Source organism: Psychrobacter sp. KCTC 72983 (assembly GCF_014280455.1).
GTDB lineage: Bacteria > Pseudomonadota > Gammaproteobacteria > Pseudomonadales > Moraxellaceae > Psychrobacter > Psychrobacter pacificensis.
Genome location: NZ_CP060390.1, coordinates 1926541 through 1952875, shown reverse-complemented (window position 1 = coordinate 1952875; position 26335 = coordinate 1926541). Strand labels below are relative to the sequence as shown.

At 46.0% G+C, this 26335-nt stretch carries 25 protein-coding genes; 15 read left to right on the top strand and 10 right to left on the bottom strand.

Annotated features, from left to right (window positions below):
• The first annotated feature begins 26 nt into the window (after positions 1-26).
• Positions 27-797: an ABC transporter ATP-binding protein gene (locus tag PSBA01_RS08360; RefSeq protein WP_186473877.1), complete on the top strand. Its 771-nt coding sequence runs from the start codon at positions 27-29 to the stop codon at positions 795-797.
• A gap of 93 nt (positions 798-890) precedes the next feature.
• Here PSBA01_RS08360 and PSBA01_RS08355 read toward each other — a convergent pair whose 3' ends face one another.
• Both PSBA01_RS08355 and PSBA01_RS08350 read right to left on the bottom strand, forming a co-directional pair.
• Positions 891-2231, bottom strand: coding sequence for a PepSY-associated TM helix domain-containing protein (locus tag PSBA01_RS08355; protein WP_186473871.1), 1341 nt, complete (start codon positions 2229-2231; stop codon positions 891-893).
• Between the two features lie 163 nt (positions 2232-2394).
• Positions 2395-4482 (bottom strand): TonB-dependent receptor domain-containing protein, encoded by a 2088-nt coding sequence (locus PSBA01_RS08350; protein WP_186473869.1) that lies wholly within the window; start codon positions 4480-4482, stop codon positions 2395-2397.
• 515 nt (positions 4483-4997) lie between these two features.
• Here PSBA01_RS08350 and PSBA01_RS08345 point away from each other — a divergent pair.
• The 4 genes from PSBA01_RS08345 to PSBA01_RS08330 all read left to right on the top strand — a co-directional run bounded on the left by PSBA01_RS08345 (position 4998) and on the right by PSBA01_RS08330 (position 8741).
• Complete coding sequence (locus tag PSBA01_RS08345; protein WP_093070521.1) at positions 4998-5273, top strand: Trp family transcriptional regulator; 276 nt, start codon at positions 4998-5000, stop codon at positions 5271-5273.
• Between the two features lie 87 nt (positions 5274-5360).
• Positions 5361-6779, top strand: a complete 1419-nt coding sequence (locus tag PSBA01_RS08340) for an anthranilate synthase component I family protein (RefSeq protein WP_186473868.1) — start codon at positions 5361-5363, stop codon at positions 6777-6779.
• A 33-nt stretch (positions 6780-6812) separates the two neighbouring features.
• Positions 6813-7460: an anthranilate synthase component II gene (locus tag PSBA01_RS08335; RefSeq protein WP_186473865.1), complete on the top strand. Its 648-nt coding sequence runs from the start codon at positions 6813-6815 to the stop codon at positions 7458-7460.
• A gap of 327 nt (positions 7461-7787) precedes the next feature.
• Positions 7788-8741, top strand: a complete 954-nt coding sequence (locus PSBA01_RS08330) for a DMT family transporter (protein ID WP_186473863.1) — start codon at positions 7788-7790, stop codon at positions 8739-8741.
• A gap of 132 nt (positions 8742-8873) precedes the next feature.
• Here PSBA01_RS08330 and PSBA01_RS08325 read toward each other — a convergent pair whose 3' ends face one another.
• From PSBA01_RS08325 to PSBA01_RS08305, 5 genes are all read right to left on the bottom strand, one after another.
• On the bottom strand, positions 8874-9386 hold the full coding sequence (locus tag PSBA01_RS08325) for a hypothetical protein (protein ID WP_152978606.1): 513 nt from the start codon (positions 9384-9386) through the stop codon (positions 8874-8876).
• Positions 9387-9697: 311 nt separating this feature from the next.
• Complete coding sequence (locus PSBA01_RS08320; protein WP_058024436.1) at positions 9698-10441, bottom strand: amino acid ABC transporter ATP-binding protein; 744 nt, start codon at positions 10439-10441, stop codon at positions 9698-9700.
• Between the two features lie 76 nt (positions 10442-10517).
• On the bottom strand, positions 10518-11201 hold the full coding sequence (locus tag PSBA01_RS08315; RefSeq protein ID WP_186475489.1) for an amino acid ABC transporter permease: 684 nt from the start codon (positions 11199-11201) through the stop codon (positions 10518-10520).
• Between the two features lie 53 nt (positions 11202-11254).
• The gene (locus tag PSBA01_RS08310; protein WP_071002168.1) at positions 11255-12091 is read right to left on the bottom strand and encodes an amino acid ABC transporter substrate-binding protein; all 837 of its coding nucleotides are present in this window, start codon (positions 12089-12091) and stop codon (positions 11255-11257) included.
• A gap of 349 nt (positions 12092-12440) precedes the next feature.
• Positions 12441-13184, bottom strand: a complete 744-nt coding sequence (locus PSBA01_RS08305) for a UTRA domain-containing protein (RefSeq protein ID WP_186473861.1) — start codon at positions 13182-13184, stop codon at positions 12441-12443.
• 296 nt (positions 13185-13480) lie between these two features.
• Between PSBA01_RS08305 and hutU the strand changes: the two genes are divergently transcribed.
• The 10 genes from hutU (at position 13481) to PSBA01_RS08255 (ending at position 23669) form a co-directional block, all read left to right on the top strand.
• Positions 13481-15193: a urocanate hydratase gene (hutU, locus tag PSBA01_RS08300; protein ID WP_071002170.1), complete on the top strand. Its 1713-nt coding sequence runs from the start codon at positions 13481-13483 to the stop codon at positions 15191-15193.
• Between the two features lie 63 nt (positions 15194-15256).
• Positions 15257-16819 carry a histidine ammonia-lyase gene (hutH, locus tag PSBA01_RS08295; RefSeq protein WP_071002171.1) on the top strand — a complete coding sequence of 521 codons (1563 nt, stop codon included), beginning with the start codon at positions 15257-15259 and terminating at the stop codon, positions 16817-16819.
• Between the two features lie 42 nt (positions 16820-16861).
• Positions 16862-17893: a formimidoylglutamase gene (gene hutG / locus PSBA01_RS08290; protein ID WP_071003668.1), complete on the top strand. Its 1032-nt coding sequence runs from the start codon at positions 16862-16864 to the stop codon at positions 17891-17893.
• A gap of 62 nt (positions 17894-17955) precedes the next feature.
• Positions 17956-19281, top strand: coding sequence for an imidazolonepropionase (hutI, locus tag PSBA01_RS08285; protein WP_197496746.1), 1326 nt, complete (start codon positions 17956-17958; stop codon positions 19279-19281).
• Between the two features lie 243 nt (positions 19282-19524).
• The gene (locus tag PSBA01_RS08280; protein WP_071002172.1) at positions 19525-19887 is read left to right on the top strand and encodes a roadblock/LC7 domain-containing protein; all 363 of its coding nucleotides are present in this window, start codon (positions 19525-19527) and stop codon (positions 19885-19887) included.
• 82 nt (positions 19888-19969) lie between these two features.
• Positions 19970-20464 (top strand): PAS domain-containing protein, encoded by a 495-nt coding sequence (locus PSBA01_RS08275; RefSeq protein ID WP_058024428.1) that lies wholly within the window; start codon positions 19970-19972, stop codon positions 20462-20464.
• 3 nt (positions 20465-20467) lie between these two features.
• A complete protein-coding gene (locus tag PSBA01_RS08270; protein ID WP_186473859.1) occupies positions 20468-21217 on the top strand; it encodes a PhnD/SsuA/transferrin family substrate-binding protein in 750 nt (249 codons plus the stop codon).
• A gap of 99 nt (positions 21218-21316) precedes the next feature.
• The gene (locus PSBA01_RS08265; RefSeq protein WP_186473857.1) at positions 21317-21946 is read left to right on the top strand and encodes a hypothetical protein; all 630 of its coding nucleotides are present in this window, start codon (positions 21317-21319) and stop codon (positions 21944-21946) included.
• Between the two features lie 66 nt (positions 21947-22012).
• Positions 22013-22627, top strand: a complete 615-nt coding sequence (locus PSBA01_RS08260) for a hypothetical protein (protein WP_186473855.1) — start codon at positions 22013-22015, stop codon at positions 22625-22627.
• 373 nt (positions 22628-23000) lie between these two features.
• The gene (locus PSBA01_RS08255) at positions 23001-23669 is read left to right on the top strand and encodes a class I SAM-dependent methyltransferase (protein ID WP_186473854.1); all 669 of its coding nucleotides are present in this window, start codon (positions 23001-23003) and stop codon (positions 23667-23669) included.
• 15 nt (positions 23670-23684) lie between these two features.
• Here the strand turns inward: PSBA01_RS08255 and PSBA01_RS08250 are convergent, their stop codons facing one another.
• From PSBA01_RS08250 to PSBA01_RS08240, 3 genes are read right to left on the bottom strand one after another with little or no spacing between them, the layout of a single operon-like run.
• Positions 23685-24245 (bottom strand): GNAT family N-acetyltransferase, encoded by a 561-nt coding sequence (locus PSBA01_RS08250; RefSeq protein WP_222436692.1) that lies wholly within the window; start codon positions 24243-24245, stop codon positions 23685-23687.
• A 34-nt stretch (positions 24246-24279) separates the two neighbouring features.
• A complete protein-coding gene (locus PSBA01_RS08245; RefSeq protein WP_186473850.1) occupies positions 24280-25029 on the bottom strand; it encodes a nucleotidyltransferase family protein in 750 nt (249 codons plus the stop codon).
• On the bottom strand, positions 25026-26309 hold the full coding sequence (locus PSBA01_RS08240) for an XdhC family protein (RefSeq protein ID WP_186473848.1): 1284 nt from the start codon (positions 26307-26309) through the stop codon (positions 25026-25028). Before PSBA01_RS08240 ends, PSBA01_RS08245 begins: the two co-directional genes overlap by 4 nt.
• Between the last annotated feature and the right edge of the window lie 26 nt (positions 26310-26335).

Below are 26335 nucleotides of genomic sequence, written 5' to 3'. Positions count from 1 at the left end.
CCTAAGACTTTTTAAATAAGACGATTATGATTAAACTGAATAATATCTCTCACCATATTGGCAAACAAAAAATCTTGCATGACATTACGCTGTCTCTACCAACGGCGCAGGTCATTGCTTTGATTGGGCCTAACGGCGCTGGAAAATCGACGTTGTTTTCTGTCATGGCTCGCTTGCAACCACTGCAATCTGGGCAAGTGAGCTTCGCTGTAGATAATGAGGAACGTGATATTGTCAGTTGTCAGGCGCGCACACTTGCCAAGACGGTCGCGATGCTCGGACAAGACAACCATGTACAAGGACGACTGCGCGTGCATGAGCTGCTGATGTTTGGTCGTTACCCTTATCATCAAGGACAACCAACCGCAGAAGATCAGCAAAAAGTACAGGAAATCCTCGAACGCTTTGAGCTTGAGCCACTTGCCGAGCGTTTCTTGTCAACGCTATCAGGTGGACAGCGTCAGCGCGTGCTGATTGCGATGATTGTCTGCCAAGATACGCCCTATCTATTGCTTGATGAGCCACTCAATAACCTAGATATGTATCATGCTGGTCGACTCATGCGTGAGCTACGTACGCTTAGCCACAGCCAGCAAAAAACCGTGGTGATCGTCCTACATGATATCAATCAAGCAGCACAATTTGCCGATACGGTCGTTACAATGAAAGCAGGAGAAGTGATGGCTGTTGGTCGCCCTGCTGATGTTATTACTCAAGAGACAATGAAAGATTTATACAATGTCGATGTGACTGTGCTCAATCATCAGGGTCGTCCTGTGATTGTTGATACGGTGTAAAACCCCACTTCTTCTTATGTAAAAAAGCTCAATATAATGCTAGTACATTGGTACTAGCACTATATTGAGCACATCAATTTTATGTTTTAATATCTATTTGAGCTTTTGCAACGCCTTTAAACGCTGCTGTCGGCCTTTCCACCATAGATACACACCTGTCCCTGATAGCACCGCAACTGCCAGTCCAATCATTGCCAAAAATGCTTGATACAGTCGATGGCTCCAACCTTGACCGACATGTCCCATATGCAGCGTTGACAGCCATTGGTCTACTTTGTTACCAAAACCGCTTTGATAACCAAAACTAACACGCGCAACCTCTCCTGTGGCAGCATCAACCGTAATAGATGACGCGCCGCTGTGTATACCAATATCTCTATCTGTTTTGAAACGCATTTGCCATTGCTCGTCCTCTGCAACCCAGCGGATACCCAATAACTGCTGTACAGCCGTGCCATTCTGCCGCGCCGCAATATCGGCTTGGGCACTCAGATAGGCAATGCTGTTACTCTTATTGACTGCTTGAGCAATGGCATCCGCTGTATTGCGGCTATCGTTAACAGTCGTATTTGAGTTTATAGACTTATCTGCCCTACCCTGATTTTCTACTGTTTTATTCGGTTCAGGCTTGGTTGGCGGTTGCCCTCTTTCTCTTGGCGTCAGTCCGACCACTGCCTGCATCACAGGCTGATAAACGGGTTTTAAATTAAACCCAACGCTTGACCAAGCGATGACAAACAGCATCACCCATAGCCACAGACCAAAAGCATGATGCACATCATAGTTAAGCTTAAAGGTATTGGTCTTGCGGCGAATTTTCCATGCAGGTAGCCAGCGCTTAAACAGCGAGGCGCGTTTTTTGCTAGAGACTTGTTTTGACTGACTCGATTTGACTGCTCGAGGAAACGTTAAGTAAAAGCCAATAAAGCAATTAATCGTCCAAACTAGCGAGACGATGCCCAAAAGCCATTTACCAATATTACCCAGCAATAAATCACGATGCAGCCAAAACACCTTCCACATGGTGTTATGCCATGCCCATGCCTCCTTATCACGCGTACCGATAATCGCGCCGGTATAAGGGTCAACATACACCTCATGGAAGGTTGGCTCAGGTGCGTCTAAACTGGCATTGCCGCGCCATCTGTCTACCGAAAACACCGCTGACTTGCCCGCCTCAATGGTCGTCGGCAAACTTGAAAAACCATACTGCGGATAGGTACGGATCACACTATCATGCAGCGCAGCGACAGACTGTATCGGCGTGTTTTGTGCCTCGACACGCGCCAGTTTATGGTTAAACAAGTCATCTAACTCATGATGAAAAGCGAGCAGCGCACCCGTGAGACTGGCAATGATTAAAAAGGCTGCCATAGCAAGCCCAGTATAACGATGAATCCACAAGCAGGCTTGACGAGGATTGAATGTAATCATTGGTCTTGGTTCTTTATTATATGTTGTTTGGGTAGGTATTTATCCATTAGCACGTCATTGCTGCTATAGCCAATCCAAAAGCCAGTAGGCAATAAAAAGCCAGCTCCCATGTACAGACAGCTGACTCTATAAGTACGATTAGACTCAAACCAGATAAGCTATATTAGAACTGATACGTTAAAGACGTTTTGATATTACGTCCCATCTCAAAATCAGTATAGGCATCATCGATAGAGTTGCGAGATGCATGACTTGCATAAGTCTCATCAAAGATATTGTAGACACCTAGCGTGGCCTTTAGACCTTCGATTTGAGTTGGTGCATAAGTCATAAAGATATCATGCACGTCATAGCCTGGTTTTTCGTTGTCATCACCGGCGGTATTTGGTGTCACATCGGCGACATAAGTACTGCGCCAGCCAAGCTCGGTGGTGCTGGTTGGAGCGTAACCAAGATTGACCATGTACTTGTCACCAGACTCTGAGCCACTGCCGCTGACAGAAGAGATATTGTAACCCGTATCTTCGCCTTTGCTACGTGCACGAGCATAGCTTAGACCCATGTTGAAATTATCTGCGCGATAATCAGCTGATAACTCTACGCCTTTGATCTTAAAATCTTCGTCATTGTTGATGACACCTTGGCAGGCTTCAGGGGCAGCACTTGTACCTAGTTGCCCAGTGGTACAATTCATACCAGTTCTACTGCCACCTGCACGTACGAACTCAATATAGTTTTCGATATTGGTTTCAAAGTACTTAGCGCTCAGTTTTAAAGAGTCATCAGCCATGGTCAAACCACGCAGCGTTGTCGCAATACCGACTTCTGCATTGTCACCTTCTTCTGCTTTTAGGTCATTGTTTACATAGGTATCAACACCGTCGGAATTAAAGATCGTTTGGCTAAGATCTGGGCCATTAAATAACTGCGTATAGCTCGCAAATAGCTGGGTACGCGGTGCAATCTCATAACTGGCGGCCAATGCGCCAACGACATTGTCGTAAGTCTTGCCAGCCGATACGTACTCTGGAGATTCATAACGGTCATAGCGGACGCCTGGCGTTAAACTAAGCTTGCCCATCTGCCATTGGTCTTCCAGATAGACTGAGGTATTGGTTGCCTCATCAGTGCTCGCTTTGCCAAAATCACGTGTCATCTCAGATTCTTTTTTGTAATGCTCAACCCCAGCGATGAACTTATGAGTCCCTGGCAAACCATTGATAATAGTGCTATCAACGATACTGGTGTTCTGTATTTTGCCGCCTGTGGTTTTGACTTCCGCATCAAACTCAAACCCAGGTACGCCATCAGAGTTACGCAAAATCTGCGTGCTGGTCTGATATACATTGGCGTCTACATTGACCAACTGGTTGGCAGGACTGTATGCGTAGTCAAGCGCATAGGTATCGCGTTTGACTTCCTGCGGGATGATTGGGTTCCAACCACCAGCAGGAAAATCTGGACGTAATGGGAACTTGCCTTTGTTTTCAGTACGGCTAAAGCTAGCGCCCACATGATGATCACTACCGACATACGCACCCGCTTTTAATAAGATGTTTTCGCCTTCGCTATCTTCCGTTTGGATTTTACGGCCTTTACCATCTTCACCAGCATTAGCATCACGTTTGCCATAATAAGCCAGTAAATCAACATTTTCTGTTGGCGCACCATACACAGTAGCTGAGGTTAGCAGTTCATCATTGTTGCTGCCGTAGCCTGCATGCAGCTTAGCACCTACTTTTTGACCAGGCTTAAGTAAATCTGCCGCGTCGACTGTCTCAAAAGCAACCGCACCGCCGATAGCATCATTACCGAGCGTCACTGAGTTATTGCCTACCGACACCTCTGCTTGTTTTAGCAGATCTGGATCAATCGTGACATCACCCATGTGGTAGAACAACGCGCCTTCTTGACGTGCGCCATCAATCGTTACTTTTAGGTTGGTATCATCAAGACCACGTACACGAATACGTTGGTTGACTGATGAGGTACCGCCTACGCTTACCCCCGGTACGACGTCCAGAAAATCGCTCAGATGGCTTGCTTGAGCTGCTGGCGTATAGTCATCTATATAGACAGAGTCTTCTTGTACACTATCGCGGACAGAGCTATTTGCTGTCACGGTAATCGTTTGCAACGTCGTATTTGGCATATCTGCTGCCGTTGCAGCACTGGCAGCTTGTGCACACAATACCGCTGCTACACCCATAGATAGCACAGTCAATCTGCTAGATAACTTTACTTCGCGCATAACACATCTACTCACTTTATTTACTGTCAAAAATTAGAATTATTTTTAAAACCTATCATCGAATAGTCCTGAAAATAACGCCTATCAGAAGATTCATTACCTTAAAAACACTCAATCATGTCGTGCAAATAACACTATTAATACTAATGATAATGATTAGCGTTTAGATAAAGAGAGGCATAATAACTAAGTATTAACAATTTGGCAATAATTAATATCATACATTCTCAATTCTAGTACTTAGTACGCCAGGTGGACGTAGCAATACAACGCAGCAACGTTTGGTACTAACTATAAATATGCTATCGAATATGATGCTAACCACGAGTTGAATCTATATAAACAAAGCTTAAAAATCATCACTTCTATCATCACGTCTATAGCAGCCTGCTATTAACTTAGCTCATCACTTGTATTTCTTGTACTACTGTACTAGAATGCTGATACAAGCCAAAAGTATCATGGCTATCCTGACTGTTTTTTGATGAAAACTTTATTTGATTAAGACCACGATTATGAGTACCGACCCTTATCACAGCTTACTGAGTCATCTGGCAAACTGTACTGATAGCACAGAGATTGAAAAGCTACTCAGTGCCCTGCTGACAGATAAAGAGCAGCACGACATTGCTAACCGCATTCGTATCTTTGACTTGCTTGATCGAGGTATCACGCAGCGTGATATCTCTGAGCAACTGGGCGTTGGTATTGCGACTGTCTCTCGCGGTGCTAGAGCCATGCACAGCCATGATGTGAGTGCATTACTTGCGACCCATAGAGAACGGTCTTAAACCACCGATCCCAATACCGTTTACCCTTTTCCTCATTACTTTATTAATTGTTGATTGACACATATTTGAACCATTTTGGACTTTATTATGACTGCTAGTACGCCCATACATACCCAACCTGCACCGATTGATATCCCGAGCAAACCACAACGTATCAAGCTCACGCAAGATATCGATTTTTTTGCATTATTCAAACGTATTGAGAGCGCTTTTGACACCTGTTATTTGCTCGAGTCATTGGGCGAAGACAGTCATATCTCACGCCACCATGCCATCGGCTTTGATCCTGTGATGACCATCGCTGCGCTTGACCGTAATACGCTCGCTATCACGGACAATAAAACGGCTGAAACGACTCGTTATCAAACTGACAATCCTTATCAATTGCTCCGCGCCATCACGCCGCAGCACGTCATCGCGCGTGATCAAAGTGGCGGTCTCGTCGGTTATTTGGGCTATGACTGTGTGAATTTTTTTGAGCCCAGCCTGACAGCCAAAGCCAGTGACGACTTTGAGCCATTTAAATTTGGTGTCTATTTAGATGGATTGACGCTCGATAAAATGACGGGTGAGATTTTCTACTTTTATTATCCAACCGCTCAGCAGAATAATCGTATCGAGCAAATCAAAGCCCTACTTGATGAGCCAGTTCCCAGTTACGAAGCGCCCACCGTTGAATTTTTGGGCGATGGTATGAGTCAAGAGGAGCATGCCAAGGTAGTGATGCAGGTCAAAGAAGACATCATCTCTGGTCGTATCTTTCAGTGTGAGGTTGGCTTTAAGTCCAAATATCGTATTGCTGGCGACAAAATGCCCATCTACGAAAAATTGCGTACCGTGAACCCCTCGCCGCACATGTATTTTATGAAATTTGCTCAGCAGTGCATCATTGGTGCTTCCCCTGAGCTACTGTTTCGCTTGCGTCAAGGCGAGATGGAAACTTACCCACTCGCAGGTACTGCCAAGCGCGGCGTCGATGTGGTCGAAGATCGCAAACTTGCTCGCGCCCTACTCAACGATGACAAAGAAATTGCCGAGCACAATATGTTAGTCGACTTGCATCGCAACGATATCGGCCGCGTGGCACGATTTGGCACGGTAAAAGTGCGTAGTTTGATGGATATCAAACGCTTCTCGCACGTACAGCATATCTCCTCTGAGATCGTCGGCATCTTGCACCCTGACGAAGATATGTTCAGTGCCCTTGCCAGCAACTTCCCCGCTGGTACGTTATCAGGCGCTCCTAAAGTAGAAGCTATTAAGGTGATTAATGAGCTGGAGCCCGATGGGCGCGGTGCGTATGGCGGCGCGCTGGGTTCATTTAACTTCAATGGTGATTGTATTTTTGCCATTCCAATTCGTAGCCTATTTATCAGTGGCGAGTCAGCCTACGCACAAACGTGCGGCGGCAATGTCTATGACTCAAACCCAGAGGATGAGTATCTAGAGATTCAGCGTAAACTGTCGGCGATGAAAGTCGTATTAGACAGCTTTATGCAACCATAATCACCCCTATTTTTATCAAAGAGTTTATGACCCATGAATGTTTTAATTATCGATAACTACGACTCGTTTACCTTCAATCTGTACCAATATGTCGGCGAGATTCTGCAAACCTTGAGCGATGATAAAGAAACCAGCGTCACCGTGAAGCGCAATAATGAGATTACCCTCGCAGAGGTAGAAGCAATGAATCTTGATAGAATCATCATTTCACCTGGCCCTGGTTCCCCTGATGATCCTGCCTATTTTGGTATATGTAGCGAGGTCATCGAGAAACTGGGCAAAACTGTGCCAATACTCGGCGTGTGCCTCGGTATGCAAGGTATCGCGCATGTGTTCGGCGGCGATGTGATACGCGCTAGTGTGCCGATGCATGGCAAGGTCTCATCGATTCGCCATGATGGTAAGGGTATCTATCAGGACTTGCCGCAAGCGCTTGAAATCATGCGCTATCACTCACTGGTGGTAAAAGCCGATACCATCCCAAGCTGCCTAACGATCACCTCAGTTGTCGCCAATGAGAACCGTGCTGATTTAAGCTTTGATGAATCTGCGCTGACGGGCGATGAGATTATGGGACTAAAGCACAAAGAATACCCAATCCAAGGCGTACAATTTCACCCTGAATCCTTTGCTACTGAAGGCGCTAAGCGGTTGCTGAGTAATTTTTTACTGCAGGTGTAAATGCTACTATCTAGCCATGTCTTCCATTTTAAATGACAGTCGATTGAATTTAGACCACGCCCTAGTAGCAGTTTATAATCTTTTAATGATAGACTGAAATAACAAACAAAAGACAGCCCTTGAACCGGTTGTCTTTTCTTATTGCAGTATGGCTTGGTGCCTTTACATCACAGGCGCTTTAGCAATATAGTCGAACCACTATTAAAATGTTACAGCGTTAGACTCGTTTAGCCTACTACTGTAGCACTTGCACTCGTCCGCCTTGTACCACTTTTAATATTGATTGACTATAGCCCAATGTCATTTAGATCGTAAGAAGAAACCATTATGGCAAATATCGACAGTACAGCGGCGATACACTCGCATCAGTCATGGATGGGCATTGTCCAAATCATCACCGCGGCAACCTGCTGGGGGACGCTTGGGATATTCTCAACCTACCTCAATCAAATGGGCTTTAGTGGTTGGCAAGTCACGATATTACGCATTGTGACGGCAGCAGTGATTATCTTAGCCATGCTACCGACCCTATGGCCACAGCTGATCAAACTACGACCCAAGCAGTGGTTTGGGCTAGCACTTCAGTCCTTGATTGGTGTGCTGGGGATGTCCGTCTGCTATTTTTTTGCTGTCAGTTATGTTGGCGCGGGCCCTGCGGTGGCTTTGCTTTATACCGCGCCTGTGTTTAGCTTGTTATTCTCAAAGTTTTTGCTCAGTGAGTCCATTACGCGAAAATCTATCGCGCTGGCATTCATGGCGGTTTTTGGGGTTGGGTTGACGATGCTGGGTGAGCAAGCGGAGGTCAATTGGGGTGTTTTGCTCGGATTGGCAGCAGGGATGTGCTACTCACTATACGGCGTACTCGGTAAGCGCGCGATGCATGACGCGCATCCCGCTCCTTTGGTGTTTTTTACCTCTGTGGTCATCAGCGCGTGCGGGCTGCTACTACTGCCTGAAACGTATCAGACGTACGCGCAGCTAGTTACCTTGCCGTTATCGACTTGGGGTTATGTATTAGGACTATCGCTCTTGGGTACTGTCGTGCCCTTTGGCCTTTATATGAAAGCATTAGAGAAGCTGCCCGCCTCTCGTGCGTCTGTTTTTACGATTTTTGAGCCGTTGACGGCGATTGCGCTGGCAATGATACTGCTACATCAAGCTTTGTCTTGGATTCAATATCTGGGCGTGACACTGATTTTGCTGGCGGCGTTGTTAAATGCAGTGGTCAATGGCACGACCACGCGCGTTCCTCGCTGGCTTAAAAGACGGCAAACGGTCTAGCCTTATTATTTGGTTGTCTGGCAGGGTGCGATAGCCAAATTTGGATTAAAAAACGACGCAATAGATAGGCTTGATTAATGGTATAAACTTCAAGTTAAATTAAAATGATCATTTATAATCTATGAATTAGAACTATTTATCATGCAACGCTCTTCCATCTGGCAATCCAAATAAAACTAAGATCTTATCCAAGTTGCACTTATCTGAAGGTGTGGTTTTTAAGCCTTTTAGAATATAGCCGTTAGGATTATCTTTAGAAGTTAGAGTCCCTCCAGCGCTTATAGTATCGCCTACTTGGTAAATGACATTAAAATATTTTAAAGTCTGATTCTTTTTATCCCAGCTCGAAACCCCGTATGGTAGCAGCGGTACGGCTTTGTGTGGGCCATACTGGAAATAAATACATTCATTTTCGTATTTAAGCTGTACATTTACACCTTGTAAAATTTCACTCTCATTGAGATCGGAAAAATTGAAAGGGTAAGTATAAAATAAACCCTGACCACTAGTAGAAGAGTAATGAACTAAAGGCATAGTACTTTGAGAATAGTCCTTTGCTACTTTCATGTCTTTCGAAGGAGAGGTTGTAACTTGACAAGCAGTCAACAAAACGCAAAAGAAAATTGATACGTTACGAATATTCAAACCAGCTCCTTTAAGCACTAGGTTAAGAGTGTTTTTAACTTTATTAAAACATCAATATAAATAAAAAAAAGTTTTAATATATTACTATTTTGTTAAGGTGGCTATGATGCTTAGAATAGTCAAGTATGAGTATATGTATTCTTAACCTTACCGACTTGGCTTTTAAAAAAGGTATTTTTCTCGCTTGCTGTATCTACGCTAACAGAGGCTATATAAAATTTATCCAAAACCGTCAAACTAAAATTATAAACACAAAAAAAACCCTCAATGGGCTTCTTTCTAACTAAACATATTGCAACGATATAAATCGCTTACTGCTCGATACGCTGCAAAAATGCCTGCGTACGCGGATGCGTTGAGTCTTCAAACAGCTGCTTAGCGCTGCCCTCTTCGACTACAACGCCGTCTTCGATCAAGACTACATGATCGGCAACGTCACGGGCAAAGTTAATTTCGTGAGTGACCACGACCATCGTCCAGCCCTCAGAGGCAAGCTGCTTCATCGTCTCAAGGACATCCTGTACCAGCTCTGGATCTAGTGCAGACGTTGGCTCATCAAACAATAACAATGAAGGCTCAATCGCGAGCGCACGAGCAATCCCAATACGCTGCTGCTGACCACCAGATAGCTGGAACGGGTACAGCTCAGCTTTGTCCGCCAGTCCGACTTTTTCAAGCAATACCAGCGCGTCTTTACGCATCTCAGCCTTGTTTTTACCTTGTACCACTGTCGGGCCGAGCATGAGATTTTCGATCGCAGTCTTGTGCGGAAACAAATTATAAGACTGAAATACCATACCTGATTTGCGCTGCAAAGCGAGCAGCGTTTTTTTGCTTGGCTTAGTTGCAAAGTCAACTTTTAAGCTGTCATCATCAAATGCAATGACACCTTTATCAGGAATCTCCAGCGCATTGAGACAGCGCAAAAACGTGGTTTTACCCGAGCCTGAAGGTCCTAATATGACGACCACTTTACCTTTATTGATGGTCAAGTCGATGCCTTTTAGCACCTGATTGCCACCAAAGGCTTTATGAATATTAGTGACTTTGATCATAAAAATTCCTATTGTACTGGTCTATATGTACGATGGTCGGTTGCTAAGCGCTCTTGTCAAGCAGCTCAGCTATGACTTACTTTGCCACGTAACGGTCTAATCGAGTCTCAAGCTTGCCTTGGATAAAGGTCAAGAACAGACAGATACCCCAATAAATAATCGCCGCTTCGGTATACACCAGCATAAATTCATAGTTACGAGCTGTGATGATCTGCGCTTGTTTAAACAGCTCAGTGACCAATACCAGTGATGCAAGTGAAGTGTCTTTTACCAAGCTGATAAAGGTATTAGACAATGGCGGCACTGACACGCGCAGCGCTTGCGGTAAAATCACATGACGAAATGTCTGTAAATACGTCAAGCCGACAGTTGAACCCGCTTCCCATTGCCCTTTTGGAATCGACAAAATCGAGGCGCGCACCGTCTCTGATGCATAAGCACCAATATTGAGCGAGAATGCAATGATCGCTGAGGGAAACGGGTCGAGCTTGACGCCCACACTTGGTAAACCGTAGAAAATAATAAACAGCTGAACCAGCATCGGTGTACCCCGAATCGCGGATACATAGATACGAGCCAATCGATAAATGATCTCATGGAACCAACCAGTACGCGGTACAATTCGAATCAAAGCAACGGTCAGGGCAATCGCCATACCGATAGAAAACGAGATCAATGCCAGCGGTATCGAATAATAGATACCGCCTTTGAGCATTGGCCAAAACGACGAGATGACGATCTGTGCTCGATCAGGACTCATAAATGGCAATAATGCCAATAGTTCTGCGAGCACAGATGTGATAGAAGCCAACATTACTTTTGTTGACTTACATCAGCACCAAAGAACTCTTTACTAAGTTTGGTGAGTGTACCATCAGCGGCGAGTGCGGCCATTGCTTCATCCAGTTTTGCCACCACTTCATCGTTGCCTTTGATGAGCACGAGACCTGAGCCTGTTTGTTCACTTGGTGGGGCTGTCAATTTGATCTCAAGATCAGAATCTGGGAATTTTTTGAGATAATCAAGCACGGCTAGATTGTCATTCATCGTGAAGTCAGCGCGGTCTTGCTTGACCAATTGGATCGCTTGTGCCATACCATCGACAGGGACGATTTCTGCGCCGTATTTTTCTGCCAGCTCGCCGTAGTTACTGCTGAGTGATTGAGCCGTACGTAAACCTTTTAGGTCATCCCAAGAGCTATAACGGTTGTCATCAGTCGGTGCCAATGCAACCGCGCCTGACCAGCTATAAGCCATAGATTTGTCATATTTGGCTTGACGCTCAGGCGTCGTTAAGCTGACTTGGTTGGCCACCATATCAAAGCGTTTTGAATCCAAACCTGCTAGCATCGCATCCCACTGAGTCTCTTTAAACTCAACATCAACGCCTAGCTTGTCAGCGACCGCACGAGTCACTTCGACGTCATAGCCTGTCAGCTTGCCACTCTCATCATGATAGGTAAATGGAGGGTACGTACCCTCTGTACCGACGTTAATCGTACCACCGTTATTGATACGTTGCAGCAAATCAGAACCGCCAGTCGAGGTGGTGTCAGTGGCAGTAGTGTCAGCTTCATTAGTATTAGACTGACCACAAGCAGCAAGTAACACAGTACTAGCAGCAAGGGCTAAAAGAGTACGACGTTTCATAAGACGTCCTTATAAAATATAAAAGTAGATAAATGAGATAAAAGGGTTTACATGAAAACAGTTAGCGCCAATAAATAGGGAAAAGCTGATACAAGAGGGCAATATAATAATCGCCCTGCAAAATTCGGCTTTGGTTGCTCGATTTGAGGTTAGTCAGCATATTTTTCAATGCGGCGACCCTATTATTTTCGAATTTTTATAGCGTATGATCATTCAATAGGCAGCCGATCAAACGTTCATAGTTGCTACTGGATCAATCGCTGCTCATAAATATAATATCTTACTTTAGATAAAAAAGCGTACAAACTCCGTGAGCGTGCGTCAGGTAATGACCGCCATTAGCGCAAAACTACAGCTCACCCGAGAATTGATAGCGATCTCCTGCATGCCACATCTTCACAAAAGTGACGACTTGACCAGCTGAATAAGTCTGGCGACGCAATACCAATGTCGGCGACTGCGGCGCAATCTGCAACGCATCTGCCACCTCGTTTGGCGCCGCTAGCGCACGTATGGTGTAGCTGCCACTCTCTAGCGGTATTTTGGCGACCAGATAATCACTGGTATTAACCACGGTAAAATCCTGATCAATAAAATGTGGCACTTTTTTGGCATCGACCCAGCGCTCTTCAAATTGTATGGGCTGACCATCTGCAACGTGAATGATTTTCACCTCGTATAAAACGGGCGTATCACTAGCGTCTGTATGAGTCACGGTAGCCATTTCATCAATACCAAACTTACGGCGCAACTCATCATCGAGCATAGCAGCAGTCACCGCGCGCTTACTCACCACTTTTGCTTCATAATCGCGATTGGCAGATTTGAGATCCTCTGCGATATTACGCACTTCTACAAAGGTATGGTTGAATTGCTGCTGCGCGACAAAGGTTCCTGAGCCTTGACGCCGCTCCAATACATGCTCTTCGCTTAGCTCTTTGAGCGCGCGATTCACCGTCATCCGTGAGACACCAAACTCTGTCGCCAGTGCCATTTCTGTAGTGATCGCACTGCCCGCTTGCCATTTGCCAGAGTGAATATTGTCTAATATCGCATTTTTAATCCGCTGATACGCCGGAATCGTTTTTGTCATATTTGTTTTAAACCGTCAGTTCCGCTAATAAATAAGAGTAGCGCCATAATATCACGACAATCATGCGAACTTTTATTCATATCATTCTATCAGTTATGCTCTTTTTTTCATTAATTCTAATTTTTATCAAAAATCCTTGCATGAAAAAAGCATCTTTGATAATTTGTATATACAATTTATAGCAAGTCTAAAAATCTTGATCTAGCTACTCTATATTTCGATGCCTTTATAGACTGCCTATAAAACACTTACTCTTATTATTTTATCGCCCTATGAGCTACCACAAGGATATGACCATGACTACTGAAAACGGAACCAACAAAAAACTTACCCGCCGTGATGAGTCTCGCGATATCGCCGCCCCTACTGGCAGCACGTTGCACTGTAAAAGCTGGCTGACCGAAGCGCCGTATCGCATGCTACAAAACAATCTACATCCTGATGTGGCAGAAAACCCAAAAAGTCTTGTGGTATACGGTGGTATTGGACGCGCCGCGCGTAACTGGGAGAGCTATGATCAAATCCTAGAGTCGCTCAAAGAATTAGAAGATGACGAAACCTTACTCGTACAATCAGGCAAGCCTGTGGGCGTGTTTCAAACTCATGAGAACGCACCGCGCGTATTGATTGCCAACTCAAACCTTGTGCCACGCTGGGCAACGTGGGAGCACTTCAATGAGCTCGATCGCAAAGACTTATTTATGTACGGACAGATGACCGCAGGTAGCTGGATTTATATCGGTACGCAAGGCATCGTGCAAGGCACATACGAGACTTTTGTTGAAGCAGGTCGTCAGCATTATAATGGCAGCTGGGCGGGTCGTTGGATTTTGACCGCAGGTCTTGGCGGTATGGGTGGGGCGCAGCCACTGGCCGCAACCTTTGCAGGCGCAACCTCATTGAACATCGAATGCCAGCAGTCTAGTATCGATTTCCGTTTGCGCACGGGTTATGTCGATAAGCAAGCGCGCGATCTTGACCATGCTTATGAATTGATTGAGCAGCATACCAAAGCAGGCGAGGCGATCTCTATCGCGCTACTTGGTAACGCTGCAGATATCTTGCCTGAAATCGTTAAGCGCGCTCGTGAAGGAGACATCAAACCTGATTTGGTGACCGATCAAACCTCAGCGCATGACCTGATCAATGGCTATCTACCAAGCGGCTGGACGGTCGAAGAATGGAGGTCCGCTCAAGAAGATCCAGAGCAACATGCAGCTCTCACCAAAGCCGCTGCTCAATCTTGTGCCGTACACGTCCAAGCGATTTTAGACTTGCAAGCGATGGATATTCCAGCGACCGATTACGGTAATAATATCCGTCAGGTGGCGTTTGATGAAGGCGTCAAAGATGCCTTTAATTTCCCCGGTTTTGTCCCTGCTTATATTCGTCCGCTGTTTTGCCAAGGCAAAGGCCCATTCCGCTGGGTAGCGCTCTCAGGTGATCCAGAAGACATCTATAAGACCGATCAAAAAATCAAAGAGCTGTTCCCAGAAAACACCCACGTCCACCGCTGGCTCGATATGGCAAAAGAGCGTATTCAGTTCCAAGGCTTGCCTGCACGTATCTGCTGGTTGGGTCTTGGCGAACGTGATAAAGCAGGTTTGGCATTTAATGAAATGGTCAAAAACGGTGAGCTAAAAGGCCCAATCGTTATCGGTCGTGACCACCTCGACACGGGCTCGGTCGCCAGCCCCAACCGCGAGACCGAAAGCATGAAAGACGGCTCAGATGCGGTATCTGATTGGGCACTGTTGAACGGTATGCTAAACGTAGCAGGCGGCGCAACGTGGGTATCACTACATCATGGCGGCGGTGTCGGCATGGGCTACTCGCAGCATTCAGGCATGGTCATCGTGGCGGACGGTACAGATGCCGCAGCCAAACGCTTGTCACGCGTACTGGTCAATGACTGCGGCTCAGGCGTCATGCGTCATGCCGATGCAGGTTATGAGTTGGCGATTAAGACAGCGCAAGATTATGGTTTAAATCTGCCAATGATCAAATAGTTTGAACTACCTTAATATTATAAAGACAAACACTTATATGTCTATGCAACTAGGATTACCCTTATGAGCAACATCAAACAACTTACCCTACATCCACGCCAGCTTAGCTTCAAGATGCTACGCGACATCTACGATCAGCCCGTGGTATTGAGCTTGCCTGAGAGTGCGTATGAGGCGATTGACGCCTCGCATAACAATGTCAAAACCATTATTGAGCGTGATAAGAGCGCCTACGGCATTAACACCGGCTTTGGTCTGCTTGCCAAAACCCGCATCAGTGATGACCAGCTTGAGCTGCTACAGCGTAACCTAATCATTTCTCACTCGGTAGGTACAGGTGACGCGCTACCAGAGGGCGTGGTGCGCCTGATTATGGTGATGAAAGTTGCTAGCCTAGCACAAGGTGTGTCTGGCGTACGTCGCGAGGTGGTAGATAGTTTACTTGGTTTAATCAACAATCAAATCACCCCAAATATCCCAGCCAAAGGCTCAGTTGGTGCCTCTGGTGACTTAGCGCCACTATCACATATGACACTTGCGATGATGGGTGAAGGTGATGTGTTTGTCGCTGGTAAAAAAGTGCCAGCTGCTGATGCCCTAGCAAAGCATGGACTTGAGCCAATCACATTGGCAGCCAAAGAAGGCCTTGCGCTTATCAACGGTACGCAAGTCTCAACTGCGCTAGCATTACGTGGTTATTTCTTAGCGCGTGATTTACTTGAGACTGCTACTATCGTCGGCTCACTGTCAATTGATGCCGCCAAAGGCTCAGATTCACCATTTGATGCGCGTATTCACGAAGTACGCGGTCATCATGGTCAAATAGAGATCGCCAAAGCACACCGTCAACTGATCAAAGGCAGTGCTATCCGTGCCTCGCACGATGGCGAACAAGATGATCGCGTTCAAGACCCTTATTGCTTACGCTGTCAGCCACAAGTCATGGGTGCTTGTCTTGATATCATCAACCAAGCAGGGAAAACGCTGCTCATCGAATCTAATGCGGTAACAGACAATCCGCTTATCTTTAATAATGAAGATGGTCCGGTCGCCATATCAGGTGGTAACTTCCATGCTGAGCCAGTCGCTTTTGCCGCGGATATTTTAGCATTGGCTATCGCTGAGATTGGCTCGATGTCTGAGCGCCGTGTCGCTTTGCTGATCGATGCAACTTTGTCAGGTGGTCTGCCACCATTCCTAGTCGATAACGCTGGGGTCAACTCAGGCTTTATGATTGCGCATGTGACCGCTGCTGCACTGGCTTCAGAAAACAAATCTATCGCCCATCCAGGTAGCGTCGATAGCATCCCAACCTCTGCCAACCAAGAAGACCATGTATCCATGGCTACCTATTGCGCACGCCGCCTATATGAGATGGCGCAAAACACTGCGACTATCATAGGTATTGAGCTACTGGCTGCTGGTCAAGGTATTGATTTTCATCGAGGACTCGAGACATCAGAGCCGTTGACTGTGGCACATCAAAAACTACGTGAGAAAGTGACGTTCTATGATAAAGATCGCTACCTCGCCCCTGATATCGAAGCGGCCAAGCAGTTAGTACTAGACGGTACACTTGCTGAGCATTGGCAAGAACTACGTCAGAACTGGTACGAGTCTAAATAAGCATTGGCTGGTAAAAGGAGAGCCATGATGGCAGTCACAAACATGACCACACCCATTTGCCATACACCTGCTGATATGACTCAGTGGACAGGACGCGCAGAGCCGTTTGAGACTGCACGCGCCCGTTATTGGTATCAGCTTGCTCAGCCTTATGAGGCTCAACATATTGGGCTAATTGGCTTTGCCTGTGATCAAGGCGTCAGACGCAATCAAGGACGCGTGGGTGCTAGAGCTGCCCCGCCATTGATTCGTCGAGCTTTTGCTACGCTGCCAGTCATCGCTGATTTGCAACAACGCTTTGATAGTCAATTATCAACCTTATTGGGTGATGCTGGCGACATTCATTGTGATGACAATGATGGCTTTGCCGACAGTATTCTTGAGCAAGCTCAGATCAAATATGCCGATGCAGTGAGCACTATCGTCAAGCAAGGTGGATTACCCATCGGGCTTGGCGGTGGTCATGCCATTGCTTATGGTAGCTTTTTGGGATTATGGCAGGCCTTAGAAAAGGCAAACGATACAACTATCAGCACAAACACAGCGCCTACTATCGGGATTATTAATTTCGATGCCCATCTTGATATTCGTCAGTCTGATGTGGCGACTTCTGGTACACCGTTTCGCCAGATTGCCGAGCATCTTGACGCACACGATCAGCCCTTTCATTATTGCTGTATTGGCGTCAGTCGCTTTTCTAATACCGCCGCGCTCTTTGATCGCGCTGAGCAACTTGGCGTACAGGTTATTAGTGATGAAGACTGTCATTATAAGCCTTGGGACACCATTGCCGAGCAGGTCAAAAGCTTCATAGATCAGGTTGATATTATTTATCTCACTATTGATATGGACTGTCTCCCCTCTAGTATCGTTCCGGGTGTCAGTGCGCCTGCTGCTTTTGGTATTGAGCTTGGTTTTGTTGAGCGTATGGTCAAGCTGATTGTGTCATCAGGCAAAGTAAAAATGGCAGATATTGCTGAGATCAACCCAACCTTTGATGTGGATAGTCGTAGCTGCAAAGTCGCTGCTCGATTGCTGGCAACGATTGTAGAACAGCACTTACTTGTCACTTAGATCTTACAAGCAAAGGTCTTGCAAACAAAGATCGCTCGCCTCCCAATTATTAGGAGCATACTATGAATGAATCAGAAAATTTTAAAGAGCAGACGCTCGACGAATCTACTATGACATCGTTTGACCACCTTATTATCAATGCCAATATTGCGACGTTTTCAGCGCACTATGGTTTTAATCTTTATGAAAATTCAGATACTAATAACGTCCCATACGGTCAGCTAGAGAGCGCGGCTATCGGTATTAAAGACGGCAAGATTGCATGGATTGGGGCACAAGAGCAAATCACGACGCATCTGCCACATTATCACGAGAACCAAATCACAGACGCCGATGGCAAATGGCTAACGCCTGGGCTTATCGATTGTCATACGCACATTGTCTATGGTGGCAACCGCAGCAATGAATTCGAAGCGCGTTTGCAAGGGGCCAGTTACCAAGACATCGCAGCACAAGGCGGCGGTATTGTCGCAACCGTGAGTGCCACCCGCACGGCCAGTATTGAATCGCTATTTACCCAAAGTGAAAAGCGCCTACTTGCGCTGATGAAAGAAGGCGTCACCAGCATCGAAATCAAATCAGGTTATGGTCTTGACTTAGATACTGAGCGCAAAATGCTCACCGTCGCACGCCAGCTTGGCGAAAAATACGACATCCACGTCAGCACCACGTATCTTGCAGCGCACGCCTTACCACCTGAATATAAGTCCCATATGCAGGACCGTGCGGACGACTATATCGAGCAAGTCTGTGAGTGGCTACCAATCCTGCATGCAGAAGGCTTGGTTGATGCGGTCGATGGCTTTTGTGAAAACATTGCGTTTAGTAGCGATCAGATTAGACACGTTTTTGAGGTTGCACGCTCCTTAGACCTGCCGGTCAAACTACACGCTGAGCAGTTATCTGACATCGGCGGTAGCGCTTTAGTTGCCGAATACAAAGGGCTATCTAGCGACCATTTAGAACATTTATCAGAAACTGACATAGAGAAAATGGCTGCTAGCAACACGGTTGCGGTGATATTGCCCGGAGCGTTTTATACCTTGCGTGACACCAAGCTGCCACCGATTGAGGCACTTCGCAAGCATCAAGTTCCTATAGCGATTTCAACCGATTGCAACCCCGGTACATCACCTTTGACATCGCTGTTGTTGGCAATGAATATGGGCTGTACGCTGTTTTACCTCACGCCTGAAGAGGTATTGGCAGGATCAACCGTTTATGCAGCCAAGGCTTTGGGTCTATCTAATAAAGGCAAAATAGAAGTGGGCTGTGATGCTGATTTAGCACTATGGGACATCGCCCGCCCTGCTGATTTGGCCTATCAGATGGGACTGAACCCTATTGCAGGCACTATGTTTCAAGGTCAATGGCGTAATAAAGCTTAACGAATACGCCTTGATTTATCGTCACTAAAAAAGCCCCTATCATTGAATGATGGGGGCTTTTTGGTCGTTACATTGCAAGTTTTATGAAATAGCAGAAAAAACTTATCATAACCTTAGTTTAAATAGGGATTTACTATATCAATATTTTTAGTAAGGATTTATAATACCCTTTTTCAAACAGGGTTATTTTTGGCTAACTATAGTTCATAAATAAAAATTAACACACAGTATAGAGAAAGCGATATGCGTACAGATTCATTTCAACAGATATTGGAAGACTTAAACAGCTCATCAGCAGATGTTGAAGCATCTGCCCTAATCTCTAACGATGGTCTGATGATTGCCTCAGCTCTACCAACTGGCGTTGATGAAGATCGTGTGGGTGCGATGTCAGCAGCACTGCTATCATTAGGCGACCGTGCAGGCCGCGAATTGGCACGCGGTAGTATCGATCGCATCATGATTCAAGGCGAGATGGGCTACGTAATCATGACGTCATCAGGCGATGAAGCGGTACTCACTATCATGGCAAAACCCAATGCCAAGCTTGGTTTGATATTCTTGGACATCAAGCGCGCCTCAGAAGCCCTAGCAAAACTCATTTGATTGGTGGCTTTGGCTTTTTGACGAGTGCCCTATGTACTCGATTTACTCATTATAAATACAACGACCAACGAAGGAGATGACCATGGGTTCTCCAATCCCTGATGCACACAAGCCTGACCTGCCTGCTGAGCAAATCACCCTGACCTATCATGATGGCACCTCTCGGACTGTCTATGATACAGGTGTAGAGCGTCCCTACCCAGATGGTAAGCTCATTGTCTCGCGTACCGATTTAGACGGCATTATCACTCACGTCAACGACGCCTTTGTCGAGATTAGTGGCTATCACGTCGATGAGCTCATCGGTCAACAGCACTATATTCTGCGTCATCCTGATATGCCAAAAGCCGCTTACAAAGACCTGTGGGATACTGCTGAGTCTGGACAAAAATGGCATGGCTATGTCAAAAATTTATGCAAAGACGGCAGTCACTACTGGGTATATGCCACGGTCGTGCCCAATGTTCGCCGCGGCGAAACTGTAGGATACACTTCAGTACGCCGTAAGCCATCACGCAGCAAAATCGAAGCGGCAATGGCTCAGTACGCCCAAATGAAACAAGATGAGGAAGGCTAAATCATGACGACACACAATATGTTAATCGCCCCTGATTTTTCGCCTGAGCGCTTTGCTGGCTGGCACATGTTCAATACGCTGATTCAAAAGCGTGCCAACCTAAACATGCACCTCAATATCCCAGCCTCACATGCTGAGCAAGAGACCTTGATTGAGGCAGGTGATATTCAAATTATCTACGCCAACCCTTTTGATGCCGCTGCCCTCATCCGTGAGCAAGGCTACCGTGCGGTTGCTCGTCCCATTGGCAAATCTGATGAGATGGTCATTGCCGCGGCGGCCAATAGCGATATCAATCACTTAGAAGATATCCATAAAGGCGCAACCGTTGCGATGGCAGACAATCGAGACGTCAAGCTGATCGGTTTGCGTTTGCTCGAAGCTGTCGATATAGAAGAATCTGACCTCAACTGGGATATCACTGAGACCTATCAAGCAGCTGCTCGCAAAGTCATCAAAGGCGATGCCCAAGCGGCTTTCTTCTTGGCGGAGATCTTTCATAGCTTCTCACGCTTGACCAAAGCTCAGCTCTCAGTACTGATCGAAAGTGATCTGGCAGACATAAGCCACGTCCTTCTCATCAAAGACGACTTTCCAGATGCGCAAATTTTTATAGAAGCCATTCTGGATTTGCATAACGATGATGATGGAAAAGAAGCCTTAACTGAGCTTGGTATGCCTGAAGGGTTTGAGGCAATGAGTGAAGAGGATGCTGAATTTATGATTGATTTGATGCAGACATTGCTGGATTGATGGCTCATTGACACTCATATTATCAGAGGTTGTTTTGCTGAATGAGCTCATAGCCTGAGGCGCTGGTTGTCGTCACGGCTATGACACAAGGAGACTATAATGTCTGACTCAGACCTGATCAAAGAAAACGAGAAAGTGGCGCACCGAGTCTTTCGGTTTTATTCACGCAAAGTGTTTTTGGCACCCAACAACCGTTACTTTCATGAGCAGCGCATCAACGCCGCCTTATTACTCACCGAAAAAGAACCCCTACAGGGCGCGGTAGCAGATTTTTTCTATGGGTGCTGGTTTGACATTCCATACGATGTCAATAATTTGTTTACGCGTATCAAAGACCGTTTGACCCCTGAGGCTAAGCAAGGGTTTCGCGAGTGTATTGACAAAAAAAGATACATTCAGCGTAACAGCATGCTGGCCACTCGCTGGAGTGTCCTTATATCGCCTTCGCTCAATGAGCAAAAGCAACGCTTGCGTATCAGTAGTGATGACGCCAGAGAGATCGCAAGAGACATCACCGCTGAGCTGCTGCAAGCACGTGCTAGCCAAGACTGGGGCACCATTGAGCAAATTGAAAATGAGTTTTTTGCCTACTGTACGGCGCGCAACGATCGTCTGGCATTTTCCTTAGTATGGTTTAGCTTGGGCAAAAGTGATTGGCAATTTGATCAACGCTGGGATAACTGCCAACAGCATTTGGATCAGACCATCAAGCCTACCACGACATCATAAACTGTCATGCGTTTATAACTTAACTTCTATCACTTTTTACCACTTTTTCATCGCTAAGGTAGCCCTATGTCTTCTTATTTGAATGCCGATAAGACCTATCTAACCTTAACGCCTGCTGGTATTTTTGAGGCGTTTTCACAGAATGAGCCGACTGATGAGCAATTGGCGCTACAAGACTTGTTGTCTTATGGACAGACACTACTCGCCGCTGATTGGTTGCAGCGCTATTCTGATATATGGCTACAGAGCTTTATAGAACACGGCTGGATCGAAAAACTGTCTTTGCTATTGCCAGCGCCCAATCTACCATTGGATCAGTTTTTGCCTTATGTCGTGGCAAGCCTGTCTGGTAAGCGCCGAGCGGCGATTGGCTCTGATGAAGGGTTTTGTTTGGCTCGGATTGGTTATAGTCAAGAAGAAGCGGACATGCTCAGTGTTGCCGCCGCTGACTTTTCAGGGTTTATGCTGCGCCAAAAGCAGCGCGGCTGGGCAGTAGAAAGCCAAGCGATCTCGTTTTTTCAGCAAGTCGACTTGCTCATTCCTGAAACCAGCTTTGTGTTTTTATGGATCGATGGCGCAGGTTATGTACTCATCATCGATGGCGAACCCTTAACCAACAGTCGCGCCTTTGTGGAGCTGGTCTGGGCGCTCAAGACCTCTGGACTCAAATTTCTAAATTGATTCAGCAGCACACGCCAGCTTTAACCCTCTCTTGTATGGGCTTGTCAAAATAAACGACAAGCCTATCATGCCAGCATAAAAGCCACTCAACATCTCTCATACGCTTCTTTTACCGTCCGCTTTCACCAGCCCTTTTATCCAGCAATAACAATACCCTGAGATTTAACAATAACTTGTCATCATTTAGGTCATACTCTTCCTGCACCTTTAAGAGGACTGTTTTGACAACATGTGTTTTTGTCAAATAATAACCTCTACCAAATCACAGTCAATACTATATCCAAGATGCACACCCACCTTTGTATGCCCTACCTCACCGAAAGCGGCAATCTTTGCCAACCTTTGCACTTTTGCTTATTTTTTAGGACAGTTTATGACTTCGCTGACCACTGTGCGCGTGCGCTATCAAACGATCGAAATTGGCAACACCGACATTCACCTCTGCACCCTGCGTGACAATCAACAATTTAGTGATCCTGATGATGAGGCATTAAACTTGGGTATTTGCTCTGCTTCTTGGCCGATGTTTGAGGTGATATGGCCATCAAGCTTGGTGCTGGCCAATCACATGCTTGATTACGATATTAAGGACAAGCGGATATTGGAAGTGGGCTGCGGCATGGCGCTATCGAGTCTATTGCTCAATCATAGACATGCTGACATCACAGCGACCGACTATCATCCGACCGTTGAGTATTTCCTTGATAGAAATACCACGCTAAATAATAACAAAGAGATTAACTTTGAGCGTTTGGATTGGGCAGAGGATAACAGCCACCTTGGCAAGTTTGATATTATTATCGGTAGCGATCTGCTCTACGAAGACCAACATATTGGGATATTGGCTGAGTTTATCGAACGTCATGCGCTGCCAACTTGTGAAGTCATCGTCGTTGACCCTGGTCGCGGTCGCAAAAACAAGCTTACCAATAAAATGATTGAGTTTGGCTTTAGCAGTCAGCACGTCAAACCTGAAAATACGACTTATCTAGCGTTGCCTTTTAAAGGGCATATTTTGACGTTTTCAAGATCGGCCGTATAATATAAATAGAGTCCGTTATACTATAAGGGCTTGCCACTGCCGACGCGTGATTTTATACAGGACATGCTCAGCCAGTTGATGCTCAGCATCGAGCATTGGATGATAAAAATTGTCCTGCGTATCAGTCATACCAAGACGCTGCATAAGCTTTTGCGAGCGCTTATTGATAACGGCAGTAAAGGCAACAACCTCGCTAAGTTCTAAAACTTCAAAAGCATAGCGCAAAGCAGCCTGCGCGGCCTCAGTCGCATACCCTAATCCCCAGTAATCATTATTCAATCGCCAAGCGATCTCGACAGCAGGAGCAAAGGACATATTGGCATGAACGTTATTTAACCCAACCATACCGATAAAGTCATCGCTTTTATCTGCGCCATCTTTACGAGCCACCGCCCAAAATCCCCAGCCATGTTCTTCAATTAATTTTTGGCACTTATTGGCAATGGTATTACTCAATGCAGGGGTTAATAGTTTAGGAAAATATGCCATCACTTCAGGATCAGCATTCATCTCGGCAAACAGCGCAAGATCACTTGCTTGCCACTGTCTTAGGTACAGACGCTTGGTTTCTATCATGCTTGTCATATTGGTCGCTTAATACTTATTATGGCTAGGATTTCTTATCCAGCCAGCCTTGCTGTTTGGCATAGGTTAGCTGTTCGGGCGTATCAATATCATAGGTAAGATTATCGTTGATAACTGTACCTATTTGATCGGCTGGTAACCCTCTAATCAAATGCCGTAGCCCTTTATCGCCCATCAATGCTGCTTTCCACTGTCTAAGCAGCTTATAATTGATCACCAAAGGCAGACCAACGATATTGCTTGAAGGTTTATTGTTACTAAAGTTTTTATTAGATTCTGCTTCATCCAAATTTTGGTAGTTTTCTAGATATTGCCAGCTATGCCAACTATGATAGCGACTTGCCACTACAGACCGATCACCAGCCAGCAAAGCCATTAAATGCGACTGATCTAATAGAACCTGATCAACCCCTATGATAAGCACGCGCTCGATTGACGAATTTCCAAGACTCGCAATACTCTCAATACCCAAACGCAAACTGTCCGCCATACCAGTTTCAGGTTTTGGGTTTACTACCGCTTGAACCGCTGGATATTGCACAGCCAACTCTGTAACTACACTAGCAACTGCAGGATGCTTATCAGGAATCACAACGATAACGGCTTGCGGATTGGTGCTCACTGCCGATCGGATCATGTGCACGATTAATAGCTCGCCATTCTTAACGAGCAGCTGCTTAGGTTGGCCAAGGCGCTGACTGAGGCCACTTGCCAATATGATGACCGCATGATTTTGCACCTGTCTGTCCTTGTCTTCTAAGACGATACTACTCATACGGTACTCGGCACAATATCAGCATCCGTATTACCAACGCTTGCTTCTGAATTCGAGACCCTACTGTAGGAGCCTTCTACTGATGCAGTTTGATCGTGCATGACTGCATTTATCTGTGCCATGATACCCAGTGCGAGTGCCTCTGGACCATCTCCTCCTAGCTTATAGCCAATCGGATAATGCAGTTTTTGAACGCCAGTATCCAAGATAGCAGGATGATCCATGTTAGCGCTTATCTCATTGATTAAGCGTTCGGTACGATAGCGCGGCCCCAACTGTCCTAAGTATCTATAGTTTTGCGCATGTGCTAGCAATATCGCCAAGCGAGCGCGGTCTTGAGTCAAGCTATGTGACATCAGGGCAACCGCAGCATTTTTACTCAGCTTTAGCAGGGTATCACTATCCTCTAAAGATAATGACATTACTGCATCTGCCTGAGGAAAGCGCATACGAGTCGCATATTGCGCGCGACTGTCTATGACCGTGACATGCCAATCTTGTAGCTTGGCCATGGTCACCAATGGCATCACATCATTACCTGCGCCACAAATTAATAAACGCACTTGTGGTTGCAGGCGTTGTACGAGCCACTCGGTGGTTGCCTCGTCCGTTTTTATGGTCACGTATTCAGTATTGCTCTCAGACAGCTTGTACTCTGCTAACTTTTCTACAATATCGGCAATTATATTCGAAGGGTTTATTATCTCTTGTTTTGGTGAATTTTCCGAATTGTGATATTCGTCTAGATTGATACGCAGGCCAACTTGCAACTCAGTATTCTGACAACCGTTGTTGCGAATCAAAGTAGCGACCATAACTGGCTGCTGATGACGTCGCACCTGACGAACTGACTCTAAAAATGGTTCGGCTGTTGCCAGACGCTCAAACAGCACATGCACACGTCCATTACAGCCAAGCCCAAAATTCAACTCATCAAAGTCCATGTCATCAAAGTCGTCTAGATCGTCTGTATCGCCAGCTTCTTTGTTGATCGCTACCTGCGCTTGACCATTATCAGCGTACTCAATGTCATCACCTGTCTGATAAACCTGCACATTGGCACCGTCACGCGTGAGCCAAAAGGCACGTTTGATGATGTGAGGCTCCAAGCAACCACCGCTGATCATTCCGACCGAACGACCATCTTCACGGATGAGCATCATGGCACCAGCACGGCGATACGCTGAGCCTTCTGTATGAACGACAGTAGCCAATACAGCATCAACACCTTGTTGCTGAGCCTCGCTTGCCAGCTTCAGAATGTCAGCGACTTGATTCATAACGCCTCTTATTTAATAATTGTTTT